The sequence below is a fragment of the Burkholderia sp. ABCPW 11 genome (genome assembly GCF_001523445.1).
GTDB lineage: Bacteria > Pseudomonadota > Gammaproteobacteria > Burkholderiales > Burkholderiaceae > Burkholderia.
Genome location: NZ_LOVM01000046.1, coordinates 289979 through 316911, shown reverse-complemented (window position 1 = coordinate 316911; position 26933 = coordinate 289979). Strand labels below are relative to the sequence as shown.

Genomic DNA, 26933 nt, shown 5'->3' with positions numbered 1-26933 from the left:
GCGGCGCGACGCACGTCGAGCGTCCCGCGTCACGGGTTACGTCGTCAGCTTCGCCTCGAGTCGCGCACGCACTTCCGGCCATTCGTCGTCGATGATGCTGAAGCGCACCGAGTTGCGCTTGCGGCCATCCGGCATGATCCGTTCGTGGCGCACGATGCCCTCCTGTTTCGCACCGAGCCGCAGGATCGCCGCGCGCGATTTCTCGTTCAGCTCGTCCGTCGTGAACTGCACGCGCACGCATTGCAGCGTGTCGAACGCATAAGCCAGCAGCAACCACTTCGCTTCGGTATTCGCGCGCGTACGCTGCGCCGATTCGCTCAGCCACGTATGACCGATCTCGAGCTTGCGATTCTTGCGATCGATTTTCCAGAAGCGCGTACTGCCGATTGCACGGCCCGACGCGCGATCGACGATCACGAACGGCATCACGGTGCCGGCCGCTCTCCCCTGCAACGCCGTGTCGATGTACGCGTCGACCGTCTGCGCGCCCGGCACGACCGTGACCGTGAGATTCCACAACTCGCCGTCGGCCGCGGCGTCCAGCAGCGCCTGCCGGTCGGATACGACGAGCGGGCGGAGGACGACACGCTCACCGGCGAGGGTCGGTTGCTCGAGGAAAGACGATGCGTCGGTCATGACGGGATTCCGGAAAACGAGGACGATGGCGGCGAAACGACCATCATACGGCGGCGCCGCTAGCCGAGGAGTGCGGCCAGCCGGCGGCGGATCGCCTTCGCTTCGCCGCGCAGCGCATCGGCGAACGCATCGACGAGCAGGCTCTTCGGCCGGTGCTCGGGCACGACCACGCTGACCCGGTACGGAAACGAGCGCGTCAGCGGCCGCACGTGCAGGTCGCGCCCGACGAAATCGAGCGCCGTGAGCGGGTTGACGATCGCAGCCCCGAGCCCTTGCCGCACGAACGCACACACCGACACCGCCGACGGGGTGTCGACCACCGAACGCGGCGCGACGCCGAGCTGCGCGAATGCCTCGTCGATCAGGATGCGGTACGGATCGTTCAGCGACAAGCTCACGAACGGGCGGTCGGCGAGATCCGGCAGGTCGATCGCGTCCTGCGCGAGCAGCGGGTGGCCGTCGGGCAGCACGCACACCTCGTCGACTTCGAGCAGCGGCGTGAGTACGGTGCCGGCCGGCGCGACGTCGCGCTCGGTCAACCCGAGGTCGTAACGTTGGGCCGTGAGCCACTCCTCCAGCACCGGCGACTCCTGCGTCGCGACCGACACGCTGACGCCCGCATGCGCCCCGTGAAAGCGCCGGCACGCACCGGGCAGGATCGCGTGCGAGAACGCCGGCAACGCGATCACCGACAGTTGCCCGTCGCGAAACTCGCGCAGGCGCGCGGCCGTCGCCGCGACGCGTTCGAGCCCCACATACGCGAGCCGCACGTCGTCGAACAGCGTGAGCGCGGCCATCGTCGGCCGCAACCGGCCGTGCGCGCGCTCGAACAACGTAAAGCCGACGACCTGCTCCATCCGCGCCAGCTCGCGGCTGACGGTCGGCTGCGACGTGTACAGCATTTCGGCTGCGCGCGTCGTGCTGCCGGTGACCATCAGCGCGCGAAAAACCTCGATATGACGGTGCGTCAGCATGATCGTATATATCAAAAATGAATCGAATATCGATAGATAGGCATTTTACTGTATAGCCAATCAGGCGCATCATCCGGTTATCCGTTCATTCGATCCGATTCATCCGCCATGTCCCTCGATTCCCGCCAGCTCGCGACGCTCGCGCAGCAATACGGCACCCCGCTGTGGGTGTACGACGCCGACGTCATCCGCAACCGCATTGCCCAATTGCGCCAGTTCGACGTGATCCGCTATGCGCAGAAGGCGAATTCGAACGTCCATATCCTGAAGCTGATGCGCGAGGAAGGCGCGTGTGTCGACGCCGTGTCGCTCGGCGAGATCGAACGCAGCCTCGCGGCCGGTTTCAGCCCGGGCGGCGAGCCGGAAGGCGTCGTGTTCACGGCCGACCTGATCGATCGCCCGACGCTCGCGGCGGTGCTCAAGCATGGCGTGACCGTGAACGCCGGTTCGCTCGACATGCTCGCGCGCATCGGCGAGCATGCGCCCGGCCACCGCGTGTGGCTGCGCGTCAATCCCGGTTTCGGCCACGGCCACAGCAACAAGACCAACACCGGCGGCCCGCAGAGCAAGCACGGCATCTGGATCGACGACGTGCCGCGCGCGATCGAGATCGTGCGCCAGTACGGGCTGAAGCTGGTCGGCATCCACATGCACATCGGTTCGGGCGTCGACTATGGCCACCTGTCGCAGGTGTGCGACGCGATGGTCGATCTCGTCACGTCGCTCGGCCACGACATCGACGCGATCTCGGCCGGCGGCGGCCTGTCGATTCCGTATCGCGACGGCGAGCCGCGTGTCGACGTCGATCACTACTTCAGCCAGTGGGACGCCGCGCGCAAGCGGATCGAACGGCATCTCGGCCATCCGGTGCGCATCGAGATCGAACCGGGCCGCTTTCTCGTCGCCGAAGCCGGCACGCTCGTCACCGAAGTACAGGCCGTCAACCGTCGGCCGAAACACGATTTCGTGCTGATCGACGCGGGCTTCAACGACCTGATGCGCCCGTCGATGTACGGCAGCTATCACGCGGTATCGGTGCACGCGCACGACGGCGCGCTGCCCGCCGGCCGGCCGCTCGTCGATCTCGCGATCGCCGGGCCGCTGTGCGAATCGGGCGACGTGTTCACGCAGGATGCCGGCGGGGTGGTCACGCACCGCAAGCTCGCGCAGCCGCAGATCGGCGACCTGCTGTTCCTGCACGACGCGGGTGCGTATGGCGCGTCGATGTCCTCGAACTACAACAGCCGGCCGCTCGCGCCGGAAGTGCTGGTCGATCGCGGTACGCCGCGACTGATCCGCCGCCGGCAGACGATCGGCGAATTGCTCGCGCTGGAGACGTTCGAGTAACACGCGGACGGCGTGACGAACGCCAACGGCCAGGTTTGCCGCTACCGGCAGCCTGGCCGTTTTGCTTCGGGCCGGGTTCACGATCGCGATCGTGCGCATCGGCAGCCATCGCGTTGCCGTCGGCCTCGCATCGGGTAACGTCGGCCCGATGCGCGGCACGCCGCGGCGCCTGCCTCATCCCGCGCGCTGCACGGGCGCCATCTTCGAGAAGTACTTCGCACCCGCCACGCAGCCGACCACCACGACCGTCACGACGACCATCGACGGCGGCACCGTCTCGTGCAGCAGCCCCGCCGCGAGCAGCAAGCCGAAGAACGGCTGCAGCAACTGCAACTGGCCGACGCCCGCGATCCCGCCGAGTGCAAGCCCGCGATACCAGAACACGAAGCCGATCAACATGCTGAACAGCGACACGTACGCGAGCCCCCACAGCGCGGCGGCGTCGACGCCGTCGAACGACGCGGGCCAGGTCAGCCACGTGAGCGGCAACATCAGCGGCAGCGACAGCACCAGCGCCCACGAGATCACCTGCCAGCCGCCGAGCTGGCGCGACAGCCGCGCGCCTTCCGCATAACCGAGCCCGCACGCGACGATCGCGGCCAGCATCAGCGCATCGCCGAGCACCGACGCCTGCCCGCCGTTGCGCAGCGCGAACGCGGCCACCGCACCGCTGCCGACGATCGAGAAGATCCAGAACGGCAGCCGCGGCCGTTCGCCGCCGCGCCACACGCCGAACAGCGCGGTCGCAAGCGGCAGCAACCCGACGAACACGATCGCATGCGCCGACGTCACGTGCTTCAGCGCAAGCGCCGTCAGCAACGGGAATCCGACCACGACACCGAGCGCGACGACGGCCAGCGACACGGCCTCGGCACGCGACGGCCGCTTCTGCTTCAGCACGACGAGCAGCAGCAGGCCGAGCGCACCGGCGATCGTCGCGCGCGCGAACGTGAGGAACAGCGGGTCGAGCCCCTGCACCGCGACACGCGTCGCGGGCAGCGAGCCACTGAAGATGATGACGCCCAGCATGCCGCTGAGCCATCCGTCGGTCGTCTTTTGCACGGTCAACCCTGAATGGAAGATGGATGACCGATGATCCGCCGTCGGCAAAAACGGCGTAAGCTACAGCCCAATACAATTCAGACAAACTGTACTGAACAACCGGCCGTACAGTTCATCGTTCGCCATGAGCCATTCCACCCCGATTCCCGCTCCGCCCGCGCCGTCGCGCACGCGTGTGGAAACCGTCATGGATACCCTGCGCGCGCGGATCGCGAGCCGCGCGCTGATGCCCGGTGCGCGCGTGCCGTCGATCCGGATGATGGCCGACGCCCTCGGCGTGTCGAAATCGACGGTCGTCGATGCGTATGAGCGGCTCGCGAGCGAAGGCGTGCTCGTCGCGCGGCGCGGTTCGGGCTTCTACGTGTCGGGCCACGCCCCGCCGCTCGCGCTCGCCGAGCTGGGCCCGCGCCTCGATCGCGAGCTCGATCCGCTGTGGCTGTCGCGCCAGTCGCTCGAAGCGGCGCCGACGTCGGTGAAGCCCGGCTGCGGATGGTTGCCGTCGTCGTGGCTGCCCGACGAAAGCCTGCGTCGCGCGCTGCGCGCCGTGTCGCGCGACGAATCCGATGCGCTGACCGACTATGCGACGCCGCTCGGCCTGCCCGCGCTGCGCCAGCAGCTTGCATGGCGGCTCGCGCAGCACGGCGTGCACGCGGAACCCGCGCAGATCATGCTGACCGACGGCGGCACGCACGCGCTCGACCTCGTGTGCCGCCTGCTGCTGGAACCCGGCGATACCGTCGTGCTCGACGATCCGTGCTACTTCAACTTCCAGGCGCTGCTGCGCGCGCACCGCGCGCGGATCGTCAGCGTACCGTTCACGCCGAACGGCCCCGATCTCGTGCGCTTCGAGAAAGTACTCGCCGAGCACCGGCCGCGCCTGTACATCACCAACGCGGCACTGCACAACCCCACCGGCGCGACGCTCGCGCCGCCCGTCGCGCACCGGCTGCTGACGCTCGCGGCCGAGCACGGGCTGCTGATCGTCGAGGACGACATCTTCGCGGATTTCGAGAGCACGCCCGCGCCGCGCCTCGCGGCGTTCGACGGACTGTCGCGCGTCGTGTCGATCGGCAGCTTCTCGAAGACGCTGTCGGCCGCGATCCGCTGCGGCTATGTCGCCGCGCGCCCGGAATGGATCGACGCGCTCGTCGACCTGAAACTCGCGACATCGTTCGGCAACGCGCAGATCGGCGCGAACGTCGTGCACCGGCTGCTGATCGACGGCACGTACCGACGCCATCTCGACAGCCTGCGCGCGCGTCTCGCGGATGCGATGGGCGAAACGATCCGGCGCCTCGCGCGAGCCGGCCTCGCGATCTGGACGGAGCCGCGCGGCGGGTTGTTCGTGTGGGCGCAATTGCCGGACGGGCTCGACGCCGCGCGCGTCGCGCGCCACGCGCTGGACCGCGACGTGGTGCTCGCGCCCGGCGACGTATTCAGCGTGTCGCGCAGCGCGACGTCGTACATGCGCTTCAACGTGTCGCGCTGCAAGGGGCCCGCCGTGTTCGATGCGCTTGCGCGGGCAATGGACGCGGCGCGTGGGGTGGAACGCGGCGGCACGCCGGCGGATGCCGGCGGCCGGGTGCTGGCCGGCAAGTGACGCGAACCGGCCGTGCCGCGGCGGGATGCCCCGCCGCCTGCGTCACGCTTCCCCCGCGTGCGCCCTCGCCCGCACCTCGGCGAACGACGTATCGACGAGCAAACGCCCGGTGTCGAACACCGTCTCGAGCGCCTCGTCCCATTCGCCTTCCAGCGCACGATCGTCCCACGCAACCGGCAGCGTCACCGTCCGATACTCGCCGGTGCGGCGATTGCGCAGCAGCGTGAGCTGCCCCGCCTTGGAGCGCTTGCCCCGATCGGTGACCGGGTCCTTGCGGACGTCGTGCCACACACCGCCGCGCCGCACGGCCGAACACTTCATCGCAAAGCGCTGCGTATCGCGGTTCACTCGCTGCAACAACGCGCCGCCCATGCCGAATACGACGTTGCCGGCCGCGTAGCCCGCCTCGTCGAGCGCGACGAGGATCGCTTCGATCGACTGCTCGTCGACGCCGTCGCCCTGGATCACGCGCACGCGGTTCAGCACGCGCCGCCCCTTGCCGTTCACGGTCGAACCGAACGACGCATCGAGCGCCCGCACCGTCTGCAGCACGATCGTCACCGGGTCGCCGGAATCGGGGCGCACGACGAGCGTCGCGCCCGAATCGATCACCGACTGCCGAAGTTCGCCGCCCCACAGATCGAGTGCGGCAAACAGATCGTAGGAGTCCGACACGACCGATACGATCGCGCCCGGCAACCCGAAGCGGCCGATCATGTTGCGGTACGCATCGGCCTCGCCTTCGCGCCCCCAAGACGTGATCGTGCTGTGCTCGGCCGCCGGCACCGAATAGGCGGCCATCGGCTCGCGATAGAAGCGGTTCGCGGCCAGCACGCCGAGCACCGTGTCCGAACCCATGAAGCTCACGAGGTGCGCGGCGCCGCCGATCGCGGCCGATTCCGCGCTCGACACGCCGCGCGCGCCGAAGTCGTGCAGCTTGAACGGCAGTTGCGCGAGATCGTCGTCGGTCCTTTCGAGGAAGCGGCGAATCGTTTGGCGCACATGCCAGCTGCGGGTCGCCACCGTCACCGGATACCAGATGCGCAACAGCATCGTCTCGAGATACGACGCGAGCCAGAACACCTGCGGGTCCTCGCATTCGACCGTCATCAGCACGTTGTGCACCGGCACGATCGAACCCTCCGGCACCGCGCGGATCTTCACCGGCAGGTAGCCGTCGTAGTGCTCGACGATATGGCGCCATCCTGCTTCGTCGAACGGCTCGCCGTGCACGGCGAAGAAATCGCGCGCGTCGTCGATCATCGCGTGCGTGACCGGCTTGCACAGATATTCCTTCAGCAGCATCTGGAGGCCGAAGAACAGCGTGCGGTCGTATCGGCCGCCGCGCGATTCGACGTACGAGAACATCGCCGATGCGTCCGGCGGATATTGCAGGAAGTGGGAAGCCTTGTACGAATCCGTATTGAGAATCGGATTGGAAAGAACCGAGGCAAAGCCGCCGGGATCGTTTTGCATGGCTAGAGCTCCTCTAGGCCGTTGAAGTGCCGCCGCGTCTGTCGCGGCGGACCGAATGCGGGGAATCAGCGGGTCACAGCTTCCCCAGGAAGTGATACGCGATGTCGAAGTGATCCTCGAACATCACGTTGCGCATCTGCGCGAATTCGTTGAGCGGAACCCAGCGCGCCTTGTCGGCGTCGTCGCTGCCCTTCACGCGCGGCAGCTCGCCGGTCGGAAAGTTGAACAGGCACGCATGCGTGATCGTGCGGCCACGCAGCGACCGCGTCGGGTGATCGAACACCTGCCGATCCTTGATCGAGCCACGCAGCACGGGCTCCGGCAGCTTGAGGCCGGTTTCCTCGCGTAGCTCGCGGATGCATGCGGCATCGAGCCGCTCGTCCTGGTTCACGAATCCGCCCGGCAGCGCCCACAGGCCGCGGCCCGGTTCGCTGCGGCGGCGCACGAGCAGGATATGCCCGGAGTGCACGACCACCGCATCGACCGTCACGAACGTGACGGGATACGGCGCAGCGGCCCAGGCCTTGCGGTACGCGGCGATGAATTCCGCCTCGGACTTCAGTTGCGCGAACTCCGGCTGCGTACGGAAACGCTCGAGCCAGCCGAACACGGGTTCCGGCACGGCCCACTGCACGAAGCTGTTGGTTCGTTCGGCGAAATACTGGTCGCGGATCTCGGTGGCGGAAATGTCTTCCGTCGCGTCGACGTCGACGAGCTCCCATTGCGGGAACATCCGCAGGTAATACGACGTGGCGTCCTTCTCGTGGCCGATGAGCCCGACCTTGCGCTGCGCGATGTCGCCGAGCGTGGACGCGACGGCCTCCTGCACCCAGCGCACCCAGTCGCCGTCGTTGTAGGTCGAATCCTGCAGCGGCGCGATCGTCACGCGATCGCACTCGGACGCGTCGAGCAGCGAAGCCAGCATCTGGCGGCGCTCGTCGAACGAGAACGGATCCTTGATGGTGCGGGGCTTGTCGGTCGACCCGATCAGCACGCACACGCGCTCGGCCCGGCTCAGTGCCGACTTCAGCACGTTCAGGTGACCGCGATGCGGAGGCTGGAAACGACCAATGAAAACGAGCGCGTCGAAGCGCCGGTTCTGTTGCGTACTCATGAGGCTCCCTCAAGAGATTGAAACGCTCCGGGTCTGTCCCGAAGGGTTGGAATGAATCCTAGGGTAATTCCCGAGGTGCGTCAATCGGGCGTATTCGAGCACACGCTCGACTTGACGAAGTCTGACGAAACACGCGTTTTTGACGCAGTACACTCGATCGCATCCCAATCCGCGCCGCTGGCGCCCGCCCTCATGAGGATCTCAGTCAGCCGAACCGTCGGGGTCGATCGCAGGCGCCTGTTCACGTGGTCGCAGGATTACGGACGGCGGCTCGTGTGGGACAACTTTCTCATCGATGCGTATCTGCTCGACGGAACGACCGCCGATGTCGGCGTCGACGCGTTCTGTCGCAGCCAGTCGGGCGCGACGATGGTGTCGCGCTACATCTCGTACCGTCCGCCGCAGGTCGCCGCCGTCGAAATGGTCGAAGGGCCGAAGGTGCTCGAACGCTTCAGCGGCAGTTGGAACTTCACCGAGCACACGCCCGGGTCGACCGAGGTGAAATTCACGTACCACTTCCGTGCGCAGCCATCCTGGCTGCGCTGGCTGCTCGAACCGCTGATCGGTGCGTTCTATCTCGTGCAAACGCGCCGGCGCCTCGATTCGTTCAAGCGCTGGGCCGAAGCCGAAGCGCTGCCGCGCTGACCGGCGCACCGCGGCCGTACGCTGCGCGCGCGCCATCCCGACATGCGCACGGCGCCCTTGACGCCATGCGCGCGGCCCGGCGCGGGCGGCCTGAGCGTGGGCTTTCGGCCGGTGCGACGACAGCCGTTTCGTCATTGCAGCGCCGCCACCCGCTATAATCGCGCGACATTCCGACTGCATTGAGCAGGCCGACGATGGCGCGCCGATCGACGCGCCGTACGCCCCTCTCGACAACAACAATGACGCATCGAACCCTCCGACGCCTTCGCCCGCTCGTGCGCGCCGCCGCGCGCGTGCTCGCGTGCGCCCCGCTGCTCGGCGCACCGCTGGCGCTGCACGCGGCCGACACCGCCGGCACGCCGGTTACCGGGCCCGCGACCGGGCGCTATATCGTCGTCGACACCGGTCATACGCCGGCGCATCCGGGCTCCACCGGTGCGAGCGGCCGCGTCGAATACCTGTACAACCTCGACCTGTCCGGCGCGGTCGCCGACAAACTCGCCGCGCATGGCGACCGCGTGCTGCGCACGTCGGCGGACGGCCGCGAGATCGCGCTCGATCGGCGCTCGACGCAGGCGCCCGATGCGAACCTGTTCGTGTCGATCCATCACGACTCGATGCAGCAGCAGTTCATCGACGCGGGCCGGCAACGCGAATTCCGCGGCTTCTCGGTGTTCGTGTCGGCGCGCAATCCGCACTACGCGCAGAGCCTGCGTTGCGCGAAGGCGATCGCCCAGCGGCTGGTCGCGGCCGGCGAACGGCCTTCGCTGTATCACGCGCAGCCGATCCGCGGCGAGAACCGCCCGCTGATCGATCCGTCGCTCGGCATCCATCGCTTCGACGATCTCGTCGTGCTGCGTACCGCGCCGATTCCGGCCGTGCTCGTCGAAGCCGGCGTGATCGTCAATCCGGACGAAGAAGCACGGCTCGCGCGGCGCGAGACGATCCAGCGCCTGTCCGCCGCGATCGCGGGCGGCATCGACGCATGTACGACGCCCGAATGAACGACGTCATCGCCCGTCGGATTCGACGGTTTTCACCCAGCCAGGAGCATCACCATGAAGAAGAATCTGCTCGCCTCCTCCGCATTGCTCGCGCTCGCCGTTCCGTTCGCCGCGCACGCGGCCGGCTGCGGGAAGCCGCGCAGCGCGTTCGACCAGGTGTATTGCACGAGCACGCAGTTCTCGCAGTCCGACCGAGATCTCAACGACGAATACGGCCGGCTGCGCAAGCAGTTGAGCGGCGATCAACAGGCGACGCTGAAGGCCGGCCAGCTCGCGTGGCTGAAACAACGCGACGCGCAGTGCAGCGAGGCGCGCGGCAGCAGCTACCTCGTCGATATCCAGTGCGCGAACGACATGACGCAGTCGCGGCTGTCGTTCCTGCGCGAGCGTGAGCGCGAATGCTCGAGCACCGGGTGCGTGACGTCGAAGCTCGGCGAGTAAGGTCGGGCAGTCACACGGCATACTGCAACCGATCACACGGGGCACGCATGGCACCGAACACGACGACGATCGACATCCGCGCGGCCACATCCGCCGACGCACCGACCATCGCCGACATCCACGTCGCGTCGTGGCAGGCCACCTACACGGGTATCATGCCGGCCCCGTTCCTCGCCGGTCTCTCGGTCGAAAAACGCACGATCTTGTGGCGCGGCGCGCTCGACGCCGGTCGCCCGCGTGTCGCGCTCGCGTTCACAGGCGACGACGCGGCAGGCTGGATCGCCTATGGTCCGACGCGCGATGCCGACAAGGATCATGCGTGGGGTGAAATCGAAGCGATCTATCTGCATCCGTCGCATTGCGGGCAAGGCATCGGCGCGGCGCTGGTCGAGCATGCATGCCGATCGCTGCACGCCGCGGGTCACGCATGGGTATCGCTCTGGGTACTCGTCGAAAACCGTCGTGCAAGAGCATTCTATGAACGGGAGGGCTTCGTCTCCGAAGACGACGTCAAGACCTTCGAGATCGACGGAACGCCGATCGAAGAAGTGCGCTACTGGCGCGCACTTCCTTGACCGGCTTCGTCGACACACGCGGCACTCACAGAAACCACCGATACTCCCGCGCGCCAATCTCGTTGCGAAAATCCAGCTCCTCTTGCCGCTTGTTCTCGCAGTACACCATCACGAACTCGCTGCCGAGCCTGTCGCGCACGGCCGGATGATCCTGCATCGCGGCGACCGACGACAGCATCTCCTTCGGAAAATCGATGCCGCTGCCGCGATCCTCGTTGAGCGGCGCGATCGGCTCGAGCCGCGCATCGAGCCCGTACTCCATCCCGCTGAGGATCGCAGCAAGCACCAGGTACGGGTTCGCATCCGCGCTCGCGAGCCGGTGCTCGATCCGCAGATTGCGTGCGTCCGACTCAGGAACCCGGATGCAGGCGTCGCGATCCTCGAAACCCCAGCTCGCGCGGCTCGCCGCGTTCACCATCGACCCGTAGCGCCGGAACGCATTGTGATTCGGCGCGAACACGGGCATGCAATGCGGCAGCAGCGCGAGGCAACCGGCCACCGCATGCCGCAACGGCCGCTGTCCGTCCGCCGCCAGCAGGTTGCGCCCCGGCTCGTCGTACAGGCTCACGTGCACGTGCATCCCGCTGCCCGGCGCGTGCAGGTACGGCTTGCCCATGAAGCTCGCGCGATAGCCATGCCGCAACGCGACGCCGCGCGTGCTGCGGCAGAACAGCGCCGACCAGTCGGCCGCGCGCAGCGCGTCGTCGGTATGCCCGAAATTGATCTCGAACTGACCGGGGCCGAGCTCCGCGGTGATCACCGTCGCATCGACGCCCTGCTCGCGCGCGGCGTCGACCATCTCGTGCAGCACGTCGGAGAAGCGCGACAGGCGTTCGATATGCATGTTCGGCTGATCGTCGCGGTCGTCGCTCAGGCGGTCGCGCGGATACTGCGGCATGCCTTGCTCGAGCTGCGCGGCAAACAGGTAGAACTCGAGCTCGAAGGCGACGACCGGCCGGATGCCGCGCGCCGCGAACCGTCGCAGCACGCGCGCGAGCACCTCGCGCGGCTCGAATTCGATCGGGGAATCGGTGCCGTCGGAGCTGATCAGCATCTGCGCGAGCGGCTGCCGCTCCCAGCGCACCGGCTTCAGCGTGCCGGGGATCAGGCGGCGCGGCGCATCGGGATCGCCGTCGTTGAAGCAGTAATCGCCGATCTTGTAGAGGCCGCCCTGCGTGCCGAGCAGCACGCAGTTCTGCGGCAGCTTCAGCAGCGCGCCCGACGCGATTTTCTCGAGCGCGTCGATCGGATAGCGCTTGCCGTAGAAATGCCCGGGGAGATCGAGGCAGATCAGGTCGACATAACGGATCTCGGGATGCGCCTGCCGGAATGCGCGGACTTCACCGACCAGCGCGGGAACGACGTCAGCCATGTCTCATCCTTTCCATGTCTCGTATGGCGGCGCCGCAGCGCGGCGAACCGGGTTCATGCGGCGCACGTTGCAACGCATGCCGCAGGTCGATCAGTACTGCAAACAGGCTGCGTGGCGCGGCGGCCTCCGACATCGCCCGCCCCGCCGGCCACTCAGGTGAACACCCAGATCACGCGGGTCGGCGCATCGGTCAGGTTCGCATACCGGAAGCGCTTGTGCGCGAGAAGCTGAAATGCATCGTTCGGGCCGAGCGTGACCGGCGTGTCGTCGCCGTCGAGCCAGATCGTCAGTTCTCCTTCGAGCACGAAGCCGCCCTGCTCGTCGCTGTCGTCGACCGGCCGCTCGCCGCTGCTCGCGCCCGGCGCGAGATGGCTTTCGAGGATCGAGAAGCGCGAACGCATGTTCGGCGACACGAGGATGTCGGTAATGCCGGCCGCGTAATACACGGTGCGGCGTTCGTCGGGCCGCGTGACCCACGGCACGCTGCGCGGCTTGCTCAGGCTGTAGAAATACGTGGTCGGTACATCGAGCGCCTCGCCGATCGCGGTGAGATCCGCGACTGTCGGACGCGACAGCCCGCGCTCGACCTGCGACAGAAAGCCGACCGAGCGGCCGATCCGTTCGGCGAGATCGTTCAGCGTGACCTTGCGATGCTTGCGCAGGTCGCGGATCAGGATCGCCAGACTTTCTATCTCTTCCTGTTCGTTCATGATGGATTCCGGTGCAATCAAACGGTATCGCGCAGACGGTACCAGGCCTTGCCGATCGCTTCGAGCGGTGCGGCCAGCCGGTCGCCGCCGGGGAAGCGCGGGTTGCGGATGCGCTGGTACTGCGCGAGCAGGCGGGCGTCGCCGAGCACGGCGTCGGCCACCGCGCGCGCGCCGGCGAGCGTCGGCAGCACGCCGTGCCCTGAAAAGCCCTGCAGCCAGAAGCGTTGCCCGTGGCGGCCGATGTCCGGCGTGCGGCGCATGCTGATGTCGATGTGACCGCCCCACGCGTAGTCGAGCGGCACGCCGGCCAGTTGCGGGAACACGCGTTCGAGGTGCGGGCGCGTCGCCGCCGCGATATCGGCCGGGATGCCGCCGAGATACGTGCAGCCGCCGCCGAACAGCAGCCGGTTGTCGGGGCTCAGGCGGAAATAGTCGGGCACGAACTGGTTGTCGATCACGCAGCTGTTGCGCGGCAGCAGCGCACGCGCGACGTCGGGCGCGAGCGGCGCCGTCGCGACCCGGTACGTGCCGACCGGCAGCAGCCGGCGCGCGAGGTCGCGATCGAGCCGGTCGACGTACGCATTGCAGGCGAGCACCAGCACGTCTGCACGCACTTCGCCACACGCCGTGCGGGCGACGTGGCCGCCCGCCGTCTCGCGACAGTCGAGCACGCGGCTCCGTTCGAAGATGCGGCCGCCCGCGCGCTCGATCGTCCGCGCGAGGCCGAGCGCGAGCTTCAGCGGATTCAGGTGGCCGGCCTCCGGATCGTGGAGCGCGGCGAGATAGCGCGTGCCGCCGATCCATTCAGGCATCTCGTCGCGCCCGATCACGCGCAGCCGATCGTAGCCCCACCGCTCGGCCGCCTCGTCGCGCGCCTGCGCCAGCATCGCGACGCGCCGCGGCCGCACCGCGGCCCACAGGCTGCCGGGCCGGTAGTCGATGTCGAAACCGTGCCGCGCCGGCAGTTCGCGCACCTCGGCCGCTGCCCAGCGCATGCTGTCCCACAGCAGGCGCGCGCCGTCGCGGCCGAGCGCATCCTCGAGCGGCTGCATGTCGCACGACCAGCCGAGCAACGCCTGTCCGCCGTTGCGGCCCGATGCGGCCCACGCGACGCGGCTGGCTTCGAGCACGACGACGCGCTTGCCGGCAAGCGCGAGCCGCAGCGCCGTATGCAGCCCGCTGAAGCCCGCCCCCACGATCAGCACGTCGGCGTCGATGCGTTCGTCCAGCGCCGGCCGATGCGGGATCGGCGCCGGATAGGTACCGGCGTAGTAGCTTGCGACGTGACGGTCGGACTGCACGAACATGCGGGCTCCCGTGAAAATTTCGCCATGAAATTTCATGCAGGCAAGCGGGGGATCGACGTCCATGTCGTCGGAGGAAATAGTCCGACGAACTAAAGTTGCACTCTGTTCAGGCGAGTTCGAGACTGGAAGGAGCGACTCCGCTCCAGGCCCTTACCGAAGCCGCCCCCAGATTGATCGCCGTCGCCGTCATCGACATCAGCAGCGTCACGCCCAAGCCGGCGGCGAGGTAAAGCACCTCCGCCGCCAACCCTGGGACCGGCTTGAAAACGCCGGGCGGGCCACACGCTTGCTGCGCAACGCCAGGCGCGTGTCTATGCCGCGCGTACGTATAGCCGCCATTGTCCAGCGCCGGAACGCGCGCGGCGCGTCTAAAACCGGTGAATGATGCCCGCACCGAACGCGAACTGGTTCCCGGTCGACGACGGCGCGGAGTTGAACCCGTCACCCAGCGTCGCGGTCGCGTCGACGATGCTGCCCGCGCCGCTCGTGCCGAGCGTCTTGCCCTTCGCGTGCTGATATGCTTCAAGCAGGTACAGCCCCGTGCGCTTCGACAGCGAGTAATACTGCGACAGGTTGAACTGGTGATACTGCGCGCTGTCCGTGATGCCGTTCGCCTCGGTCGCACGCGTGTACGCATAACCTGCGCCGAAATCCCACACAGCCGACGGCTTCCAGTGCAGCACCGCGCCGGCCGTGTTGAAAATCGCGGTGTTGACGAACTTCGACGCCGTGCCCGGGATGTATTCGGTGTTGGTGTATGTGGCCGTCGCATCCCACGCGTCGCTGATCCGGTAGCTCAGGCCCACCGCGAACCGCTGCTGCGCCTTCGCGGTCTGGTAGCCGTTCGTGAGCGCCGACACACCTACCTGCGCGCCGCCGTTCGACGTCGTCGAATTCGCGCCCCACGTGCCGCCGGCCGTATTCGAATTGTTCACGCGCTCGAACGCGACGCCGACGCCGAGCGGGCCGGCCGCGTACTGGATGCCGGCTGCCCATGTCGAGCCGGCATTGGTGCTGCCGGCCACGCCGCCGAGCGAATACGAGCCGCTCAGCGTCAGCCCGTACCATTTCGGCGACGTGTATTCGAGCGTGTTGTTCGCGCGGTAGATCGTGTCGAGCCCGTCGACGTCGCCCGGGTGCGCGCCGTAGTAGCCGGTGATCCACGTCGTCGGGCTGAACGCCGACATCGTCTGGTAGTACGACGCGTACTGCCGTCCCGCGCTCAGCGTGCCGTAGGTCGCATGGGTCAGGCCGACCCACGCCTGCCGCCCGAACATCGCATCGGTGTACTGCGTCGCGCCGGTGCCCGAGTTGAAACCCGATTCGAGCGTGAAGATCGCCTTCGTGCCGCCGCCGAGATCCTCCGCACCCTTCAAGCCGAAACGGCTGCCGGCCCACACGCCCTGGTTCATCCTGACCACCGACTTCCCGCCGCTCGTCGAGCCGAGCGCCGTCGCGTTGCTCTGGTAGCCGATCCCGTTGTCGACGATCCCGTACAGCGTGACGCTGCTCTGCGCGAACGCCGGTGCGGCCGCCGCCATCGCGATGGCGGTCAGCGCGACCCGTGATGCCTGCTTCTTCATCGATCCGTCTCCTTCCTTGCCTTGTTGAATGTATGAGTTGTCGTGATCAGCGCGTACCGCCGTCGGGTCACGGACGATACGCATGCCAGCCGTTTCCGCCCTTGCAAACGAGTTGCGAACCCTGGGCCTGACATTGCGCTTCGTAACCCGGCGAGTACAGCCATTCGCCGGCCCAATGCAGGTCGACGAACGGGTCGGCCTTCGGCGTATCGGCGACGAAGTTCGCCGCGTCGTCGGTGCTGCCCGTGCCCGTGTAGCGCGCGGTAGCCGGATACGGGAACACCGGACGCGTGCGCGTCGCATTACCGTTCCCGTCGACGATCGATGCCACGATCTGGCCCGGCGTCGCGCCCGTCTCGGTCCACGCCATCAGCGGCGACAGGATGTCGAACACGTTCGGCCCCTGCCCGCCGCCGCAGTGCGCAACGCCCGGGAACAAGTAGAAGCGCGCGAAGCGGTCGACTCTTGCGTCGCCCATGTAGCGCTTCATCGCTTCGTAGTACTCGATGCTCGATCGCGGCGAGATGTGCTGGTCTTCCAGGCCGTGCCACATCAGCAGCTTGCTGCCGCGCCCGGCGAACCGGCTCAGGTCAGGATCGGTCGCGGCCAGGTAGTTCGACACCGGTACCGTCTTCGCGAACCCGTCGAGCGTGAACTTCAAATCGCCGATCGCGGCGGACGGATACGATGCGTTGTAGTAGTCGAGATAGCGCAGGAACGGCAGCACGAAGCCGATCGTGCCGCTCTGTGCGGTAGCAGTCGCCGGCACGAACAGCGTCCAGTTCAGCTCGGAGCCCCATTCGCGCGAGACGAGCGGCTCGAGCCGCGTGCCGTCCGCGGTCGTCGCGCCGTCGTGAATCCGGCGAACGACGTCGGCTTCCTGCGGCGTCAGGCAGGTCGCGGTGGACTGGCCTTGCGCGCAGATGATCGTCGCGGGATCGAACCGGCACGCGCGCGGGTTATCGATCACGCCGTCGATCACGCCATCCAGCCCGTCGCACGCCTTCAGCACGGCCGCGTGCAGCATCGGCAGCTTGCCGGCGAGCAGGATCGTGTTGCCCGTCTTCGGGTCGGTGTTGACCGCGTTCGGCCATGCATGGTGGAACGTGTTCTGCACGATCAGGTCGTTCGCCGGCGCACCGGCGGCGATGCCATCGAAATCGTCGGGAAAGCGCTGCGCCTCCATCAGCGCCTCGCGGCCGCCGTCCGAGCAGCCGTCGAAGTACGCATAGCGCGCGGGCCGTGCATAGAACTTGCCGATGATTGCCTTCGCGACCTGAGCCGTCGCGTGTTCGGCGCGATAGGCGAAGTCGAGCTTCGCCTTCGGGTCGAGTGCCCAGGAGCCGTCGTTGCCCCCTTCGTGGCCCATGTCGGTCGCAGCCATCGCGATCGTCCCGTTCGTCACCGGCACGCACGTCGATGCCATCGGCGCGTTGACGGACAGGTTGCCGCACAGGCCGCCGCAACCCGTCTGCAGGTAACGCTGCGTCCAGCCCCGCGTCGGCAGTTGCAGTTCGAACAGCGACGCGCCCGGGCCGATCGTCCCCTTCACGTCGCACACCGGCGCCGGCAACGTATTGTTACCGACGACCGTGCCGGCCGGCAGCAGCACCGCCGACGTGATCGTGACGGTGCCGTCGGTCACGCCGCTCAGGTCGAGCGCTGCGACCGACGGGCACGACATCGCGGGCATCACCGCGGGAAGATTCGCGAGCCCGGCGGTGCTCGCTGCATTCGCCGCATTCGGCCAGCCCGTCAACGCAGCACACAGCCATACGAGGCCGATCGCCAGCGCCCTGGTCAGTGCATCGCACGTTGCGCGTTTCGCGCGATGCCATGCGCGCCTCATCCACCCTGCCCTGCAGTTCGTCTGCATGCCTGTCTCCTGTCTTTCTGCTGGATATGCCGCTCGCCCGGGCCGGGCTGCGCGGCGAGTTGTATTGATTCTTCGATAGATCGCGCGATCCGGACTGCCACTCACCACTTCATCAGCATAACTAATCTCGTCGCGAGAACCCGTTGCGAAGAACGGTGAATCCCATCCGATTCGTTTATCGATCCGGCCGCATCGGCGTTATGCAGGCTCCATCCCGTGTTCCCGCTTGATGTGTTCGACTTGCGGCGACGCCAGATACGCGAGGAACCGCGTCGCGGCCGCGCGATCGTGCGTGACGGCCAAGACCGCGGCGGCGAACACCGTCACCGCCTGCACCGCGGCGGGCAGCGCGCCGACAAGGGCGACGCCCGGTACGTGCATCAGCTCGCTCATCTGCTGAAAGCCGAGCTCGACGTCGCCGGATGCGATCGACGCGCCGACCGGCACGCCCGGCGAGGCCTGTACGATGCGCGGCGCGATCGCGTCGGCGATGCCCCAGCGGGCGAACAGGCGCATCAGGTGCGTGCCGCTCGGCCCGGTCGAATAACCGATCCGTCCGGCGCGCAGGATCGCATCGCGCAACGCAGCTTCGGTAGCGATGTCCGGCCGTGGCGCGCCGCTCGCGACCGCGACCGCGATGCCCGATCGCGCGACGTCCACGCGGCTGCCCGGCTCGACGTGGCCATCCGCCGCGAGTCGCTCGATCGCATCGGACGCGAGCACGACGACATCGAACGGCTCGCCGTCGCGCACGCGTCGGGCGGCGTCGACGCCGCCGACCGACGTAATCGCGACGCGCGTGCCCGTGTCGCGCTCGTAAGCGGCGGCCAGCCGCGCGAGCACCGGCCGCGTCGCCATCGACGAAATGCCCGTGACGGCCACGGCCGCTTCCGGTGCCTGCATCATCGCGTCCGCCCGCATCAGTCGATGTAGCGCAGGCCGGCCTGCCGCAGCGGCTCGCGCATGTCGTACATGTCGAGGCCGAGCACGCCGGACGCGAGCTTCGCGCGCTTCGCCGCTTCGTTCGCTTCCCGGGCCGCCGCCTTCTCGAGCACCTGCGCCGCGCGCACGCCCGGCACCACGGCCACGCCGTCGTCGTCCGCGACGATCACGTCGCCAGGATGAACCAGCGCACCCGCACAAACGACGGGCACGTTCACCGAACCGAGCGTCGCCTTGATCGTGCCTTTCGCCGAAATCGCCTTGCTCCAGACCGGGAACTGCATCGCCTCGAGCACCGCGACGTCGCGCACGCCGGCATCGATGATCAGCGCGTGCGCGCCGCGTGCCTTGAAGCTCGTCGCGAGCAGGTCGCCGAAATAGCCGTCCGTGCAATCCGCGGTGATTGCCGCGACGACCACGTCGCCGGGCCGGATCTGTTCGGCTGCCACGTGCATCATCCAGTTGTCGCCCGGATGCAGCAGCACCGTGACGGCCGTGCCCGACGCCTGCGCACGCGGATAGATCGGCCGCATGTAGGGCTTCAGCAGCCCCGTGCGGCCCATCGCCTCGTGCACCGTTGCCGAGCCGAGCGCGCCGAGCCGCGCCGCCACATCCTGATCCGCACGCTGGATCGTGCGATACACCACGCCGAGTTCGGTCATGATCAAAGCCCCTTCGCTTTCAGTTGCGCATCGAGACGCGGATACACGCGCCGCGCATTGCCTTCGTAGATCTTGTGACGCGCTCGAGCATCGAGCGACGACGCTTCGATGTAGCGCTTCGTGTCGTCGTAGTAGTGACCGGTCTCCGGGTCGATGCCGCGCACCGCGCCGATCATCTCGCTCGCAAACAGGATGTTGTCGACCGGAATCACGCCGGTCAGCAGGTCGATGCCGGGCTGGTGATACACGCATGTATCGAAGAACACGTTGTTCAGCAGATGGTCGTTCAGCAGCGGCTTCTTCAGCTCCTGCGCGAGCCCGCGGAACCGTCCCCAGTGATACGGCACCGCCCCGCCGCCGTGCGGGATCACGAAGCGCAGCGTCGGAAAATCGCGGAACAGATCGGAGGTCAGGCACTGCATGAACGCCGTGGTGTCGGCGTTCAGGTAGTGCGCACCGGTCGTGTGGAAGCACGCGTTGCAGCTCGTGCTCACGTGGATCATCGCGGGAATGTCGTACTCGACCATCTTCTCGTAGATCGGGTACCAGTAGCGATCCGACAGCGGCGGGCTCGTCCAGTGGCCGCCGGACGGATCCGGATTCAGGTTGATCGCGACGTTACCGTATTCCTCGACGCAACGCACGAGCTCCGGAATGCAGGTCGCGATATCGACGCCCGGGCTTTGCGGCAGCATCGCGGCCGGCACGAAGCGATCGGGAAACAGTCGATGGACGCGATGGCACAGCTCGTTGCACACGGCCGCCCACGTGCTGGACACCGCGAAATCGCCGATGTGATGCGCCATGAAGCTCGCGCGCGGGCTGAAGATCGTCAGGTCCAGGCCGCGCTCGCGCATCAGCCGCAACTGGTTGTGCTCGATCGATTCGCGCAGTTCGTCGTCGCTGATGTTCAGCTCGGCCACCTTCGGTTGCTCCGACGGACTGCCGAGCGCGGCGATCTGGCGATTGCGCCACGTTTCCAGCGCTTTCGGCGCGGTGGTGTAGTGGCCATGGATGTCGATGATCATTGATGCTCCTGCGTTTGATGAGGTGTCCGGCACCCTGCCGACGACCGCGCCGGACGGCGGTGTGCGACGTGCGTCAGTGCGCCGGGTTTTCGAGTTCCTGCGGTTCGGGCACGGCCTCACGCTGCGTCGTCACGATCGCGATCGCTGCCAGCACGGCCGGCACCGCGAGCATCGACAGGATCGCGTCGAACTTCCAGCCGAACCCGAGCAGCGCGCCGCCGATCGCCGAGCCGAAGATGCTGCCGAAGCGGCCCATTCCGAGCATCCAGCTCACGCCAGTTGCGCGTGCAACCGTCGGATAGCGACCGGGCGCGTACGCGTTCAGCCCGGTCTGCGCGCCGCTCATGCAGAAGCCGGCCGCGAACACCAGCAGCGCGAGAGACGACGACAACGCACCGGCCCATGCGAGCAAGGCCACGCACAGCCCGCCGCCGAGATACGCGATACCGATCACCGGCGCCGGCCGTACGCGATCCATCAGCCAGCCCACCCCGATCGCGCCGATCGTGCCGCCAATCTGGAACATTGCCGTCACGTTCGCGGCCGTGCTGACGGACAGGCCCGCGTCCTTGATCAGCGTGGGCAGCCAGCCGGTCAGCAGGTAGATCACCAGCAGACCCATGAAATAGGTGATCCACAACGACAACGTCACGCGGCCATAGCCTTGCGAGAACAGCACGCCGATCGGCTTGCGCGTCGGCAGTGGCGGCTCGTTCGACACGAACGTCTCGTTGCCGCTGAATCGACCGCCACACACCCGGGTCAGCAGCGCGCCGATGCGCTGCGACGGCGCGCCGCGCACGGCCAGCAGCCGCGCCGATTCGGGCAGCAGCCAAAGCTGAAGCGGAATCAGCAGCAGCGGCAGCGCGCCGCCGAACAACAGCACGGAGCGCCAGCCGTGCAGCGGAATCAGCCAGCCGGCGACGAAACCGATCAGCGCCGAGCCGAGGTTGAAGCCGGTAAACATCACGGTGATCATCAGCGCGCGCATCCGCTGCGGTGCGTACTCCGACAACAGCGTCGTCGTGTTCGGCATCGCCGCGCCCAGACCGATGCCGGTCAGTAGCCGCAGCATCGCCATCTCGAACGGCGAGTGCGCGTGCGCGGTCAAGATCGTGAACACGCCGAACAGGAAGACCGACGCGATCAGCACGCGCTTGCGCCCGAACCGGTCGGCGCTCGGGCCGGCCAGCAGCGCGCCGATCACGAGTCCGATCGGCGCCGCGCTCATCACGAGGCCGAACTCCGGCCGCGAGATCGCCCAGTCGCGAATCACCGACGGCGCGACGAACCCCATGATCGCGACGTCCATCCCGTCGGCGATCACGACGAGGCAGCACAGCACGACCAGCAGCCACTGGTAACGCGACACCGGCCGCTCGTCGATGAACGACTTGATGTCGATTGTCTTTCCACTTGCCATCATGACTCTCCTGTCTCCTTGGCGACGATCGATCTATTGATTCGTCATCCTATTTATAGGGTTTGGCACGCTTCCGGCGTGTCGGCCTTCCGGCCCCGCAGGCGCCGCGATCCCGCGCGCGCCTTCGTCCTGCGTTACGTGTTGCCCGGCTTGTCCGCGCCGTCCCAGCCGAGCGGCCCGGCGCTCTTGCCGGCCACCGAGTACAGCGCGCCCGGCGCGTTGCGCGTGCGCTGGAAATCCTCCAGCGATTCGCCACGCATCGCCGCGTAGATATGCAGGTTCGATACGCCCGTCACCGCGCCGAGCTTTTCGAGCAGGAAGAAGATCACGCCGTAGCGCAGCAGGCCGAGCCAGTCGCGCCGGCGGATCAGGTCGCGCTCCTCCGTGCTGAGGCCCGCCGCGGCAAAGCTCGCTTCTGGGTCGCTCACGAACTGCGCGCGATGCGCGGGCTCGATCATCCGGTGCAGATAGTCGTTGATCCGGTACGCACGCACGGCCCGCTCGATCGTGAACGGATAGGTGCCGGGCAGTTGTTCGACACCGGCGAGTTCGGCCGCGATCCGCTGCCGGTGACGCTCGGCCGCCGCCTCGTCGACGTCGGTGTCCGCCGGCTCGTAGACGGCCGTCGCGATCCCCGTCATCGACGGCAGGTAGTAGCCGCGGTGCCGGCACACGACGCCCGCCGGCAACGCGCCGCGCATCGTGAGCCACATCACGACCTCGGCGCCTTCGAAGCCGCCGAGCGCCGCGTATTCGCCGAGCGGCATGCCAGCCAGGCGCTCGGGGTCGCGCTCGAGCAGATCGAGGAAACGCGCGTCCCATTCGGGATTGTTGAAGCCCGAACGCTCGCCGTGCACCTGATGCGACAGTCCTCCGGTCGCGACGATCGCGACGCGCAGGTCCTCCGGAAAGCTTTCGATCGCGCGGCGCAGCGCCTGGCCGAGCCGGTAGAAGCGGCGCGCGGACGGCACCGGCAACTGCAGCACGCCCATCTGCAGCGGCACGAGTTGCACCGGCCAGTCGGGGCGGTGCGGACACAGCACCGACAGCGGCGAAAAGCAGCCATGATCGAGCGGCTTGTTCTGGAAGAACGACATGTCGAACTCGTCGGCCATCAGCGACTGGCCGATATGCGCGGCGAGTGCAGGATGGCCGGCGATCGGCGGCAGGTCGCGCGCGCCGCCGCCTTCGTCCGCCGGATGCCACTGCGGCCCGACGCCGAGCGACAACGCCGAGTAGTGATCGAAGAAGAACGACGTCACGTGGTCGTTGTAGATGAACAGCAGCACGTCGGGACGCTTGTCGGCGAGCCACGCGGCCAGCGGCGCGAAGTTTTCGAAGATCGGCGCCCAGACCGGATCGTCGCGCTTGTTCTTGTCGAACGCGAACCCGATCGTGGGCGTGTGGGAGGCCGCGATGCCTCCGATAATCCGTGCCATGCCAATGCTCCTTCGTGGTGCTCTGATGCGGTCCGGCCGTGCCGGCCGTTGCCGATTGAATGCGTGCGCGTTCGCTCGCTACGCGCGCCCGTGCGGCTGCGGCGCAAGGCTGCGCTTGACGACCAGCGCGAGCGGAACGGCGAATACGAAATGCGACATGAACCCGCCGATGATCACGTTCGGGTCGAAATAGTTCGGATGATTGCTCGACGCGATCATGATCAGCGCGTGCATCACGATCCATGCGACGATCGCGAAGAACAGCGCGACGAACGTCGCCTCGAAGCCGCGCCGCCGGAACCACGGCCAGATCGCCGCGAACACGATGCCCCACGACAGCGCGAACACGAAATGGATCGCCGTGCCGATGAAGTATGCGCCGATGCCGAGCGCATCCTGTGCGGCCTTGCCGAACACGAGCCCCGTCGCGTTGCGCGGGATGCCGGCGAGCGGCATCAGGTGCTGCGCGCCGACCCACACGAGCGCCTCGTAAACCCAGATCAGCACCGCGCCTGCGAAGCCGCCGCGAATGCCCGCGCGGATCGTGTCCGACAGCCGCGTGCTGCGCGCCGATGCGCCCGCCGATGCGCCGGCTCCAATGATGTGCTGTCGTCCCATTACGCTGCCTCGCTCGTAGTTGCAGGGGCCGCGTCGCACGCCAGCCCCTTTTCGTGATCGGACGAACAATGAATCAGATGGCGGTCCGATGTGCCGGCAACCGCGTGCTTGCGGCGCCCGGGATTGAAATTACTCAGCCGCAGGCGCTGCAACACAGTCCGGGAAAACCCTTATATTCGGGAGAAACCGCCTATCCGGCAAGCTTTCAACCGGCACGCGAACCGCGCCTCCGATGGCCCGGAAGCCCGCCGGATATGGCGCGCGCGCGTCGGCGTTCGGCGGCGCACGCGCCGCAACCGGTCGCCCGGCGATTCGCCGCCGATAAATAAAACAGATGGCTCGACAAGCACGACGCAAGCTGCGCGGCCACCGTTCCGGTAAAGTCGTTCAACCCGCTGCATCGCCGGCGCGGGCCGTACGGCTGCACGCATGTCGCGCGTGCCGCCGCCGGCGACGCACACTGCCCGAATGCCCATGGACAACACCGAACTTCCGAACCTCGCCTGCCTGTACGCAGTGCGGCGCGTTGCCGAGACGGGCAGCGTGAGCCGCGCCGCCGCGAGGCTGTTTCGCGCGCAGTCGGCCGTCACGCGCGCGGTGCAGGAACTCGAAGCGGCCGTCGGCGCAGCGTTGTTCGATCGCAAGCCGTCCGGCATGCTCGCAACGCCGGTCGGTCGTGCTGCGCTCAAGCGCGGCGAACGCGTGATCGCGGAACTCGGCGCGCTCGCGAACTGGTGTGCGCTGCGCCAGTCGCGCCGCCGCGCGTCAGCCGACAGCGGCCTGCCCGCGTATCTGCTCAACACGCGGCGGCTCCAGCTGTTCTCGACGCTCGCGCGGCACCGGCACATGCCGAGCGCCGCGCGTGCGCTCGGCGTCACGCAGCCGGCCGTCAGCAGCGCGATCAGGATTCTCGAGAGCGGCGCGGGTTTCGCGCTGTTCCATCGACATCCGCGCGGCCTGCTTCTGACGGCCGACGGCGAGACGTTCCTGCTGCACGTGCGGCGCGCGCTGAACGAACTGCGGCACGTCGCGGACGACGTCGCCGCGCTGCACGGCAGCATCCAGGGCATCGTGACCGTCGGTGCGCTGCCGCTCGGCCGCACGCTGATACTGCCCGAAGCGGTCGCGCGCGTCGTCACGCGCTTTCCGAAGGTGCGCGTGATCACCGACGAAAGCGCCTACGAGGCGCTCGTGGCCGGCGTGCGCGCGGGCGACGTCGACTTCATCCTCGGTGCGTTGCGCCCGAGCGATCCGGCGAGCGACCTCGAAAACGAGCGGCTGATGTCCGAGAACCTCGTCGTGCTCGCGCGGCACGATCATCCGCTCGCCGGCGTCCGGAACCTCGGGCTCGCGAGCCTCGCCGGCGCGCAATGGATCCTGCCGCGCAGCCACTCGCCCGCGCGCGGGCTGTTCGAATCGCTGTTCCGGCGCATGAAACTCAAGCCGCCGATGCCGACGGTCGAAAGTGCCGACCTCGCGGTGATTCGCGGCCTGCTGCTGCATAGCGACATGCTCGCGGTGCTGTCCGCGCAGCAACTGCGCTACGAATGCGACGCGGGGTTGCTGGCCGTGCTCGATGTGCCGATGCGCGAAACGGCCCGCGACATTGGACTGATGACACGCACCGGCAGCCCACCGTCGCCGGCGGCACGCGCGTTGATCGATGCGATCCGTGTGGTCGCGACCGAAGTCGCGCGCGCGCCGCACGCTACAGCCGCTGCGCGATAACGAAAGCGCATGGCTGCCGCGCCGGATTCGCATCGCGCCCGCCCCATGCGTTGCCGCACAATTCGATCGATATACGCTGCGGCTGCCGGCCGAAGCGCGACGCTGCCGTCACGCGTCGCGATACCGGACGGCCAGCCCGCGCATCACCTTCATCAGGAGCGACACGCATGATCGACCCGACGATAGCGTTCATCGGCTTCGGCGAAGCGGGCAGCCTGCTCGGCGGCGCACTCGCCGCGCGCAACGTCCGCGTGACGATGTACGACCGGCAACTCGACGATGCAAGGACGGCGAGCGCGATGCGCGACAAGGCTACGCGCGTGCATGTCGAAGCCGCGTCGACGGTTGCCGCCGCGATCCGCGACGCGCACTGGATCGTGTCGGCCGTGACGGCGTCGTCCGACGCGGAAGTCGCCGCCGTGGTCGCCGCGCACATCCGGGCGGACCAGACGTTCATCGACATCAACTCGGTATCGCCGGCGCGGAAGCAGCACGGCCAGCAGTTGATCGAAGCCGCCGGCGGCCGTTATGTCGAAGCGGCGGTGATGGCGCCCGTGCCGCCGCACGGCCTCGCAGTGCCGATGCTGCTGGCCGGTCCGTCGGCCGATGCGGTCGCACGCGAGCTGACCACGCTGGGCTTCGCTGCACGGGCCGTGTCGACACGCGTCGGCGCCGCGTCGGCCGCGAAAATGTGCCGCAGCGTGATGATCAAGGGGATCGAGGCGCTCACCGTCGAATGCCTGAGCGCGGCCCGCGCGTATGGTGCGGACGCGCTGGTGCTCGCGTCGCTGCGGCAGACCTTCGACACGTTCGCGACGCGGCCCGATCTGCCCGGCTACCTGATCGGCCGCGTCGCCGAGCATGGCCGCCGGCGCGCGGCCGAGATGCGCGAAGTGTGCGACACGCTGCGCGAAGGCGGCGTCGCGCCTGAGATGAGCGAAGCATGCGCTCGCGTGCAGGATGGATTCGTCGACAGGATGGCCGCCCACGGGCTCGACTACCACGCGCTGCTGCCGTTCGACTGGAAGGCGGTGCTCGACCGGTTGGGTAATCGGCCGGTGTCGGCGCCGACACCGCCCACGTACGGCGCCGGTCGCGATGACTAAGCGGCGGCAGCGCCGCATCGCTCGGGTTCAATGCGCCGGGGCACGCCAACGGGGCCAGCGTTGCGACCACCCCTGGCCCATGGAGACCGGTGAGCAATGCGATCCGTGCCTGAACAGGAGTGCGCGACCCGCAGCGGGCTGCGTCGGAGAATGCAATTGCCGGCGTCCTCGTCCGATACATGTCCTCACGCAACACAATCCGGTTCCAGTCCAAACACATTCGCCTGCGTCGCAGAAATCGCGCAACTCCAGTTCACGCATCGAC

At 67.7% G+C, this 26933-nt stretch carries 24 protein-coding genes; 8 read left to right on the top strand and 16 right to left on the bottom strand.

Annotated elements, in window-relative coordinates; all coding sequences use genetic code 11:
- Positions 1-36: 36 nt before the first annotated feature.
- Both WS61_RS19655 and WS61_RS19650 read right to left on the bottom strand, forming a co-directional pair.
- A complete protein-coding gene (locus WS61_RS19655) occupies positions 37-636 on the bottom strand; it encodes a GNAT family N-acetyltransferase (RefSeq protein ID WP_059502568.1) in 600 nt (199 codons plus the stop codon).
- Between the two features lie 59 nt (positions 637-695).
- On the bottom strand, positions 696-1610 hold the full coding sequence (locus WS61_RS19650; RefSeq protein ID WP_059502566.1) for a LysR family transcriptional regulator: 915 nt from the start codon (positions 1608-1610) through the stop codon (positions 696-698).
- Positions 1611-1718: 108 nt separating this feature from the next.
- Between WS61_RS19650 and lysA the strand changes: the two genes are divergently transcribed.
- Positions 1719-2957, top strand: coding sequence for a diaminopimelate decarboxylase (gene lysA / locus WS61_RS19645; RefSeq protein ID WP_059502564.1), 1239 nt, complete (start codon positions 1719-1721; stop codon positions 2955-2957).
- Positions 2958-3131: 174 nt separating this feature from the next.
- Here the strand turns inward: lysA and WS61_RS19640 are convergent, their stop codons facing one another.
- Positions 3132-4019: a DMT family transporter gene (locus WS61_RS19640; protein WP_059502798.1), complete on the bottom strand. Its 888-nt coding sequence runs from the start codon at positions 4017-4019 to the stop codon at positions 3132-3134.
- A 124-nt stretch (positions 4020-4143) separates the two neighbouring features.
- On the opposite strand from WS61_RS19640, the gene WS61_RS19635 reads away from it, so the two are divergent.
- On the top strand, positions 4144-5619 hold the full coding sequence (locus WS61_RS19635) for a PLP-dependent aminotransferase family protein (protein ID WP_059502562.1): 1476 nt from the start codon (positions 4144-4146) through the stop codon (positions 5617-5619).
- A gap of 42 nt (positions 5620-5661) precedes the next feature.
- On the opposite strand, the gene WS61_RS19630 is transcribed toward WS61_RS19635, so the two are convergent.
- Together WS61_RS19630 and WS61_RS19625 are read right to left on the bottom strand one after the other, a co-directional pair.
- A complete protein-coding gene (locus WS61_RS19630) occupies positions 5662-7095 on the bottom strand; it encodes a nicotinate phosphoribosyltransferase (protein ID WP_059502560.1) in 1434 nt (477 codons plus the stop codon).
- Between the two features lie 73 nt (positions 7096-7168).
- Positions 7169-8209, bottom strand: a complete 1041-nt coding sequence (locus tag WS61_RS19625) for a bifunctional nicotinamide-nucleotide adenylyltransferase/Nudix hydroxylase (protein WP_059502558.1) — start codon at positions 8207-8209, stop codon at positions 7169-7171.
- Positions 8210-8401: 192 nt separating this feature from the next.
- On the opposite strand from WS61_RS19625, the gene WS61_RS19620 reads away from it, so the two are divergent.
- The 4 genes from WS61_RS19620 to WS61_RS19605 all read left to right on the top strand — a co-directional run bounded on the left by WS61_RS19620 (position 8402) and on the right by WS61_RS19605 (position 10874).
- Complete coding sequence (locus tag WS61_RS19620; protein ID WP_059502557.1) at positions 8402-8854, top strand: type II toxin-antitoxin system RatA family toxin; 453 nt, start codon at positions 8402-8404, stop codon at positions 8852-8854.
- 239 nt (positions 8855-9093) lie between these two features.
- A complete protein-coding gene (locus WS61_RS19615; protein ID WP_059502556.1) occupies positions 9094-9858 on the top strand; it encodes an N-acetylmuramoyl-L-alanine amidase in 765 nt (254 codons plus the stop codon).
- A gap of 54 nt (positions 9859-9912) precedes the next feature.
- Entirely contained in the window at positions 9913-10299 is a 387-nt protein-coding gene (locus tag WS61_RS19610) for a lysozyme inhibitor LprI family protein (RefSeq protein ID WP_059502554.1), read from the top strand.
- Positions 10300-10346: 47 nt separating this feature from the next.
- Positions 10347-10874, top strand: coding sequence for a GNAT family N-acetyltransferase (locus WS61_RS19605; protein WP_059502552.1), 528 nt, complete (start codon positions 10347-10349; stop codon positions 10872-10874).
- 25 nt (positions 10875-10899) lie between these two features.
- On the opposite strand, the gene WS61_RS19600 is transcribed toward WS61_RS19605, so the two are convergent.
- From WS61_RS19600 to WS61_RS19550, 11 genes are all read right to left on the bottom strand, one after another.
- Positions 10900-12246 carry a glutamine synthetase family protein gene (locus WS61_RS19600; protein ID WP_059502550.1) on the bottom strand — a complete coding sequence of 449 codons (1347 nt, stop codon included), beginning with the start codon at positions 12244-12246 and terminating at the stop codon, positions 10900-10902.
- Between the two features lie 152 nt (positions 12247-12398).
- Complete coding sequence (locus WS61_RS19595; protein ID WP_059502548.1) at positions 12399-12956, bottom strand: helix-turn-helix domain-containing protein; 558 nt, start codon at positions 12954-12956, stop codon at positions 12399-12401.
- A gap of 17 nt (positions 12957-12973) precedes the next feature.
- Positions 12974-14263 (bottom strand): FAD-binding oxidoreductase, encoded by a 1290-nt coding sequence (locus WS61_RS19590; RefSeq protein ID WP_059502546.1) that lies wholly within the window; start codon positions 14261-14263, stop codon positions 12974-12976.
- 368 nt (positions 14264-14631) lie between these two features.
- Positions 14632-15846 carry a porin gene (locus WS61_RS19585; RefSeq protein WP_059502544.1) on the bottom strand — a complete coding sequence of 405 codons (1215 nt, stop codon included), beginning with the start codon at positions 15844-15846 and terminating at the stop codon, positions 14632-14634.
- 67 nt (positions 15847-15913) lie between these two features.
- Positions 15914-17722: a tannase/feruloyl esterase family alpha/beta hydrolase gene (locus WS61_RS19580; protein ID WP_059502542.1), complete on the bottom strand. Its 1809-nt coding sequence runs from the start codon at positions 17720-17722 to the stop codon at positions 15914-15916.
- Positions 17723-17920: 198 nt separating this feature from the next.
- Complete coding sequence (locus tag WS61_RS19575) at positions 17921-18628, bottom strand: substrate-binding domain-containing protein (protein WP_179949691.1); 708 nt, start codon at positions 18626-18628, stop codon at positions 17921-17923.
- A 14-nt stretch (positions 18629-18642) separates the two neighbouring features.
- The gene (ligK, locus tag WS61_RS19570) at positions 18643-19326 is read right to left on the bottom strand and encodes a 4-carboxy-4-hydroxy-2-oxoadipate aldolase/oxaloacetate decarboxylase (RefSeq protein ID WP_059502540.1); all 684 of its coding nucleotides are present in this window, start codon (positions 19324-19326) and stop codon (positions 18643-18645) included.
- Positions 19327-19328: 2 nt separating this feature from the next.
- Entirely contained in the window at positions 19329-20354 is a 1026-nt protein-coding gene (locus tag WS61_RS19565; protein ID WP_059502538.1) for an amidohydrolase family protein, read from the bottom strand.
- A 73-nt stretch (positions 20355-20427) separates the two neighbouring features.
- A complete protein-coding gene (locus WS61_RS19560) occupies positions 20428-21777 on the bottom strand; it encodes an aromatic acid/H+ symport family MFS transporter (protein WP_059502794.1) in 1350 nt (449 codons plus the stop codon).
- A gap of 134 nt (positions 21778-21911) precedes the next feature.
- Positions 21912-23216: a gallate dioxygenase gene (locus WS61_RS19555; protein WP_059502536.1), complete on the bottom strand. Its 1305-nt coding sequence runs from the start codon at positions 23214-23216 to the stop codon at positions 21912-21914.
- Positions 23217-23294: 78 nt separating this feature from the next.
- A complete protein-coding gene (locus tag WS61_RS19550) occupies positions 23295-23834 on the bottom strand; it encodes a hypothetical protein (RefSeq protein WP_095211781.1) in 540 nt (179 codons plus the stop codon).
- A 474-nt stretch (positions 23835-24308) separates the two neighbouring features.
- Between WS61_RS19550 and WS61_RS19545 the strand changes: the two genes are divergently transcribed.
- Together WS61_RS19545 and WS61_RS19540 are read left to right on the top strand one after the other, a co-directional pair.
- Entirely contained in the window at positions 24309-25562 is a 1254-nt protein-coding gene (locus tag WS61_RS19545; RefSeq protein ID WP_059502790.1) for a LysR family transcriptional regulator, read from the top strand.
- A gap of 167 nt (positions 25563-25729) precedes the next feature.
- Positions 25730-26668 carry an NAD(P)-dependent oxidoreductase gene (locus WS61_RS19540; protein ID WP_059502533.1) on the top strand — a complete coding sequence of 313 codons (939 nt, stop codon included), beginning with the start codon at positions 25730-25732 and terminating at the stop codon, positions 26666-26668.
- Positions 26669-26933 lie beyond the last annotated feature (265 nt).

Excerpts from the sequence above, each read along its gene's own strand:
- WS61_RS19620 (WP_059502557.1), top strand. The coding sequence starts at position 8,402 with ATGAGGATCTCAGTCAGCCGAACCGTCGGGGTCGATCGCAGGCGCCTG.
- lysA (WP_059502564.1), top strand. The coding sequence starts at position 1,719 with ATGTCCCTCGATTCCCGCCAGCTCGCGACGCTCGCGCAGCAATACGGC.
- WS61_RS19615 (WP_059502556.1), top strand. The coding sequence starts at position 9,094 with ATGACGCATCGAACCCTCCGACGCCTTCGCCCGCTCGTGCGCGCCGCC.
- WS61_RS19575 (WP_179949691.1), bottom strand. The coding sequence starts at position 18,628 with ATGATGCAGGCACCGGAAGCGGCCGTGGCCGTCACGGGCATTTCGTCG.
- WS61_RS19625 (WP_059502558.1), bottom strand. The coding sequence starts at position 8,209 with ATGAGTACGCAACAGAACCGGCGCTTCGACGCGCTCGTTTTCATTGGT.
- WS61_RS19555 (WP_059502536.1), bottom strand. The coding sequence starts at position 23,216 with ATGGCACGGATTATCGGAGGCATCGCGGCCTCCCACACGCCCACGATC.
- WS61_RS19565 (WP_059502538.1), bottom strand. The coding sequence starts at position 20,354 with ATGATCATCGACATCCATGGCCACTACACCACCGCGCCGAAAGCGCTG.
- WS61_RS19580 (WP_059502542.1), bottom strand. The coding sequence starts at position 17,722 with ATGCAGACGAACTGCAGGGCAGGGTGGATGAGGCGCGCATGGCATCGC.
- ligK (WP_059502540.1), bottom strand. The coding sequence starts at position 19,326 with ATGACCGAACTCGGCGTGGTGTATCGCACGATCCAGCGTGCGGATCAG.
- WS61_RS19585 (WP_059502544.1), bottom strand. The coding sequence starts at position 15,846 with ATGAAGAAGCAGGCATCACGGGTCGCGCTGACCGCCATCGCGATGGCG.
- WS61_RS19635 (WP_059502562.1), top strand. The coding sequence starts at position 4,144 with ATGAGCCATTCCACCCCGATTCCCGCTCCGCCCGCGCCGTCGCGCACG.
- WS61_RS19550 (WP_095211781.1), bottom strand. The coding sequence starts at position 23,834 with ATGGGACGACAGCACATCATTGGAGCCGGCGCATCGGCGGGCGCATCG.
- WS61_RS19610 (WP_059502554.1), top strand. The coding sequence starts at position 9,913 with ATGAAGAAGAATCTGCTCGCCTCCTCCGCATTGCTCGCGCTCGCCGTT.
- WS61_RS19560 (WP_059502794.1), bottom strand. The coding sequence starts at position 21,777 with ATGGCAAGTGGAAAGACAATCGACATCAAGTCGTTCATCGACGAGCGG.
- WS61_RS19595 (WP_059502548.1), bottom strand. The coding sequence starts at position 12,956 with ATGAACGAACAGGAAGAGATAGAAAGTCTGGCGATCCTGATCCGCGAC.
- WS61_RS19545 (WP_059502790.1), top strand. The coding sequence starts at position 24,309 with ATGGACAACACCGAACTTCCGAACCTCGCCTGCCTGTACGCAGTGCGG.
- WS61_RS19630 (WP_059502560.1), bottom strand. The coding sequence starts at position 7,095 with ATGCAAAACGATCCCGGCGGCTTTGCCTCGGTTCTTTCCAATCCGATT.
- WS61_RS19655 (WP_059502568.1), bottom strand. The coding sequence starts at position 636 with ATGACCGACGCATCGTCTTTCCTCGAGCAACCGACCCTCGCCGGTGAG.
- WS61_RS19650 (WP_059502566.1), bottom strand. The coding sequence starts at position 1,610 with ATGCTGACGCACCGTCATATCGAGGTTTTTCGCGCGCTGATGGTCACC.
- WS61_RS19540 (WP_059502533.1), top strand. The coding sequence starts at position 25,730 with ATGATCGACCCGACGATAGCGTTCATCGGCTTCGGCGAAGCGGGCAGC.
- WS61_RS19600 (WP_059502550.1), bottom strand. The coding sequence starts at position 12,246 with ATGGCTGACGTCGTTCCCGCGCTGGTCGGTGAAGTCCGCGCATTCCGG.
- WS61_RS19605 (WP_059502552.1), top strand. The coding sequence starts at position 10,347 with ATGGCACCGAACACGACGACGATCGACATCCGCGCGGCCACATCCGCC.
- WS61_RS19590 (WP_059502546.1), bottom strand. The coding sequence starts at position 14,263 with ATGTTCGTGCAGTCCGACCGTCACGTCGCAAGCTACTACGCCGGTACC.